This window comes from Streptomyces sp. NPDC054932, assembly GCF_053610205.1.
In genome coordinates this window covers 1-4,828 of the sequence record NZ_JBSGXU010000335.1, presented here as the reverse complement: position 1 = coordinate 4,828, position 4,828 = coordinate 1, and the positions used below count along the sequence as shown (strand labels likewise).

At 72.1% G+C, this 4,828-nt stretch carries 4 protein-coding genes; 1 reads left to right on the top strand and 3 read right to left on the bottom strand.

Annotated features, from left to right (window positions below; translation table 11 throughout):
• Window positions 1–51: 51 nt before the first annotated feature.
• The 3 genes from ACWGE1_RS40235 to ACWGE1_RS40225 all read right to left on the bottom strand — a co-directional run bounded on the left by ACWGE1_RS40235 (window position 52) and on the right by ACWGE1_RS40225 (window position 2,990).
• Window positions 52–426, bottom strand: coding sequence for an RNA polymerase-binding protein RbpA (locus ACWGE1_RS40235; RefSeq protein WP_007262928.1), 375 nt, complete (start codon window positions 424–426; stop codon window positions 52–54).
• A 313-nt stretch (window positions 427–739) separates the two neighbouring features.
• Window positions 740–2,152 carry an MFS transporter gene (locus ACWGE1_RS40230; protein ID WP_453425432.1) on the bottom strand — a complete coding sequence of 471 codons (1,413 nt, stop codon included), beginning with the start codon at window positions 2,150–2,152 and terminating at the stop codon, window positions 740–742.
• Window positions 2,153–2,219: 67 nt separating this feature from the next.
• Window positions 2,220–2,990: a glycerophosphodiester phosphodiesterase family protein gene (locus ACWGE1_RS40225; RefSeq protein ID WP_453425431.1), complete on the bottom strand. Its 771-nt coding sequence runs from the start codon at window positions 2,988–2,990 to the stop codon at window positions 2,220–2,222.
• Window positions 2,991–3,215: 225 nt separating this feature from the next.
• Here ACWGE1_RS40225 and ACWGE1_RS40220 point away from each other — a divergent pair, with 225 nt between their 5' ends.
• Window positions 3,216–4,718, top strand: coding sequence for an SCO1417 family MocR-like transcription factor (locus tag ACWGE1_RS40220; protein WP_453425430.1), 1,503 nt, complete (start codon window positions 3,216–3,218; stop codon window positions 4,716–4,718).
• Window positions 4,719–4,828 lie beyond the last annotated feature (110 nt).

Here is a 4,828-nt window from a genome sequence, read left to right as displayed (position 1 = left end):
GCCACACACTGTGTGGCGGGGCCCCTCGGCTTGTGTGTATCCGTCCGGCTGTCAGGCGGACTTGCGGCTGTCCCGCGGATGCACGGCAATGTTCATGGCGCCGGAACGCAGGACTGCGAGCCTTTCGGCCAGCACTTCCTCCAGCTCCTCGCGGGTGCGTCGCTCCATGAGCATGTCCCAGTGCGTTCGCGCAGGCTTGCCCTTCTTCTCTTCGGGCCCATCCCCGTCCACCAGGAGTGCCATGGCGCCGCACGCCTTGCACTCCCACTCCGGCGGAATTTCTGCCTCAACCGAGAACGGCATCTCAAATCGATGTCCGTTCTGGCATGCGTACTCCACCGCCTGGCGCGGGGCCAGATCGATGCCGCGGTCCGTCTCGTAGCTGGTAACCACGAGGCGCGTACCGCGGAGAGCTCGCTCACTCATGAATCGTGCCTCCCGGGCTTGTCGCCCACAGGACAGGTGTCGCTGTCGTCGTCATCCGGTCAACGTCCGGTCGGCGGTATAGATTCCCGCTCCGGGTCGTGCGTCGCCCGTCGTGCCGCCCCTTGTTGTACCCACCAGTGCCCGTTTTGTCACATCTGGCAGCAGATGTCACCCAACGTCCATGCTTCTCGAGCGCGCAGTAACGGTCCGCCTGGCAGGCCAAAGGCGTACACTACCGGCCCTTTGCTTGAACGTCTAAATTCGTTCGGAATTCGTTCGTAGGTCCGGGCGGGGCGCACTCGCGGACCCACTCTCAGATCCGCTCCGGTACAGGATTGCCTGCCGCCTCCACCGCGCGCCGCACCGGCACTCGCGCCAGGAGCACGAATCCCAGTGCGAAGAAGACCACCAGCGAGATGATCGCGTCCCGGTAGCTTCCCGTGAGCTGGTAGGTCAGGCCGAAGACGAGCGGACCCACCCAGCTGAGGCCGCGGTCGCTCATCTCGTACGCCGAGAAGTACTCGGCCTCCTTGCCCGCCGGCACCAGGTGCGAGAACAGCGAACGCGACAGCGCCTGGCTGCCTCCCAGCACCAGCCCGATCATCGCGGCGAGCGCGAAGAACCACACCGGGGTCCGGGCCGGCAGGAAGTAGCCGGCCGCCAGCGTCACCGCCCATGCCGCCAGCGAGCCCAGGATCGTCCGCTTGGCTCCGTAGATGCGGGCGAGGCGGCCCATGCCCAGGGCGCCCACCACCGCCAGGATCTGGACCAGCAGCACCGCGCCGATCAGCGTGGACTGCTCCAGCTGGAGCTCCTCCGAGCCGTAGATGGAGGCCTGGGAGATCACCGTCTGCACGCCGTCGTTGTAGATCAGGTACGCCAGCAGGAACGACAGGGTCAGCGGGTAGCGCCGCATGTCCTTCAGGGTGGCGACGAGCTGCTTCCAGCCGCTGACGGCCGGTGCCGCCCCCGGCTCGCGGACCACGGCACGGTCCCGCAGTCTGCGCAGCGGGATCAGCGCGAAGGCTCCCCACCACAGGCCCGCCGAAGCCAGGCAGATCCGTACCGCCTCGCCCTCCGTGAGGCCGAAGGCGTCGTGGCCCTGGAAGAGGACCAGGTTCACCACCAGCATCAGCGAGCCTGCGGTGTAGCCGAAGGCCCAGCCCCGCGAGGAGACCGTGTCGCGCTCGTCGGGGGTGGAGATCTGCGGCAGATAGGCGTTGTAGAGCACCATCGAGACGGACAGCGAGGCGTTCGCGACGACCAGCAGCAGGCCGCCCAGGAGGTAGCGCTCACCGCCCAGGAAGAACATCGCGGCCGTCGCCGCGGCGCCCGTGTAGGCGGCCGCCGCCAGCATTGGCTTCTTGCGCCCGGTCCGGTCGGCGACGGCTCCCACCAGCGGCATCAGCAGGACGGCCAGGATCACCGACGCCGAGACCGAATAGGCGAAGAAGGATCCGGCCCGCACCGGGATGCCCAGCGGGTGCACGAATCCCTCCGCGTCCGCGGCGGCCTTGGCCACCGCGGTCAGGTAGGGCCCGAGGAACACGGTCAGCACGCTCGCCGAGTACACCGAGACGGCGAAGTCGTAGAAGTACCAGCCCCGCTGCTCGCGCTTGCGCTCCGCGGTCGCGGCCGTCCTGGCGGCCGTCGCAGCGTCCGCTGCTCTCCCGTCCTCCGCCCCGGGTTCCGCTTCCTCGGTCCTGCTGCTGTCTTCCGCACTCATGCGGTGTCCCCCTCGCTGGTCCCTTGCCGCAGCGGGCGCCCGGTCCGCGCGAGGGGTGAAGGGCGAGTCAGGCCCAGGCCCCGCGCCGGTCCAGCACCGTGCGCAAGATGTCGATCCGGTCGGTCATGATGCCATCGACACCCAGGTCGAGGAGAGCCTCCATACGTTCCGGTTCGTTCACGGTCCAGACGTGCACCTGGAGTCCCCGCTCGTGCGCGGTGCGTACGAACCGGCGGTCGACCACGCGGATGCCGGCCTGGGTCTCCGGAACCTGCGCCGCCACCGCGCCCACGCGCAGCGCCGCGGGAATCGCGTACGAGCGCAGCCGCAGGCCGACCACCCCGCGCACGCCGTAGGAGGTCGCCAGCCGGGGGCCGGCGATCTTCTGGGCGCGGGCCACCCGGCTCTCCGAGAAGGACCCCACGCAGACCCTGTCCCAGATCCCGGCCCGCGCGATCAGGTTGACGAGCGGGTGCAGCGCCGACTCGGCCTTGATGTCGATGTTCCAGCGGGCGTCCGGGAACTCCTCCAGCAGTTCCTCGAAGAGCGGCAGCGGCTCGGTGCCCGCCACCCGGGCCTCGCGGACCTGCTTCCAGTGCAGCTCGGCGATCCGGCCGCGGCCGTCGGTGACCCGGTCCAGTGTGGAGTCGTGGAAGGCGACGAGTTTCCCGTCGGCCGTGGCGTGCACATCGGTCTCGAAGTACCGGTAGCCCGCTTCGGCGGCCCGGCGGAAGGCGGCGGCGGTGTTCTCCAGCCCGTCCGCGGCACCGCCCCGGTGGGCGAAGGGAATCGGAGCCGGGTGGTCCAGATACGGATGGCGAAGGCGTACGTGCGTCACGGCGGCAGTATGCCCCCTGTGGCGCGCGGGGAGGGTGTGGCCCGATGGCTGCGTGGTGAACGGCGCGTCGCCCCGGCCGCGCAGCCCCCGCCGCCGGGCGGCCGTGTGCCCCCGCCCCTGGTCCCGGTGGACCCCGGCGTGACAGGCTGTGGGGGCGGAAGCAATCCAATACCGGCCGCGCCCGGGGCCGGGCGGGGCCAATTCGACGAAGGTGGACCGGACAGCATGGCCGAATGGACCTCAGCGGTCGGTGCCGCACAGCTCGCCCGCCTCATCACCTCCCAGCAGGAGAGGCCCGGGATCCCCGGGGCGCGCAAGCCCCCCGCCTACCGGACCCTCGCCGACGGCATCCGCCTCCTCGTCCTCGAGGGCCGCGTCCCGGTCGCCGCCCGGCTGCCCGCCGAGCGGGAACTGGCCGTCGCCCTCTCGCTCAGCCGCACCACCGTTGCCGCCGCGTACGAGGCCCTGCGCGGCGAGGGGTTCCTGGAGTCCCGCCGCGGCGCCGGCAGCTGGACCTCCGTCCCGGCCGGGAACCCGCTGCCCGCCCGCGGCCTGGAGCCGCTGCCGCCCGAGTCCCTCGGCTCGATGATCGACCTCGGCTGCGCCGCGCTCCCGGCCCCCGAGCCCTGGCTCACCAAGGCCGTCCAGGGCGCCCTGGAGGAGCTGCCGCCGTACGCGCACACCCACGGGGACTACCCGGCGGGCCTGCCCGCGCTGCGCCGGATGCTCGCCGACCGCTACAGCGAGCAGGGCATCCCGACCATGCCCGAGCAGATCATGGTCACCACCGGCGCGATGGGCGCCATCGACGCCATCTGCAGTCTTTTCGCCGGGCGCGGGGAGCGGATCGCCGTCGAGTCCCCCTCCTACGCCAACATCCTCCAGCTGATGCGCGCCGCCGGGGTCCGCCTCGTCCCCGTCGCCATGGCCGACGGCCTCAGCGGCTGGGACATGGACGTGTGGCGCCAGGTGCTGCGCGACTCGGCCCCGCGCCTGGCCTACGTGGTCGCCGACTTCCACAACCCGACCGGGGCGCTGGCGACCGAGGACCAGCGCCGCGCCATGGTGGAGGCGGCCCGGTCGGCCGGCACCGTGCTGGTGGCCGACGAGACGATGGTGGAGCTCCAGCTGGACCCGGACCTGGAGATGCCCCGCCCGGTGTGCTCCTTCGACCCGGCCGGCAGCACGGTCATCACCGTCGGCTCCGCCAGCAAGGCCTTCTGGGCGGGCATGCGGATCGGCTGGGTCCGCGCCGCTCCCGACGTGATCCGCAGCCTGGTCGCCGCCCGCGCCTACGCCGACCTGGGCACGCCGGTGCTGGAACAGCTCGCCGTGAACTGGCTGATGCGGACCGGGGGCTGGCAGGAGGCCGTGGGGATCCGCCGGGAGCAGGCCCGCGACAACCGCGACGCGCTGGTCGCGGCGGTCCGCCGGGAACTGCCGGACTGGGAGTTCGAGGTCCCGCGGGGCGGCCTGACCCTGTGGGCCCGTGCGGGAGGGCTCTCCGGCTCCCGGCTGGCCGAGGTGGGGGAGCGGGTCGGCGTACGGGTCCCCTCGGGGCCGCGGTTCGGCGTGGACGGGGCCTTCGAGGGCTACGTCCGGCTGCCGTTCACCGTGGGCGGGCCGGTGGCCGACGAGGCCGCCGCCCGGCTGGCGGCGGCGGCCCGGCTGATCGGCACGGGTGCGGGCGGCAGCGGGGCGGAGCCGCCGCGCACGTTCGTGGCGTAGCCCGGACACGCCACCCGCCGGTTGGGACGGGGTCGGGTGTGTGCCGGGGCGATCCCCGCAGGGCGCCGAACCAATACCGCCGCAGGCTCCGACCCCTCGCCACGTTCGGC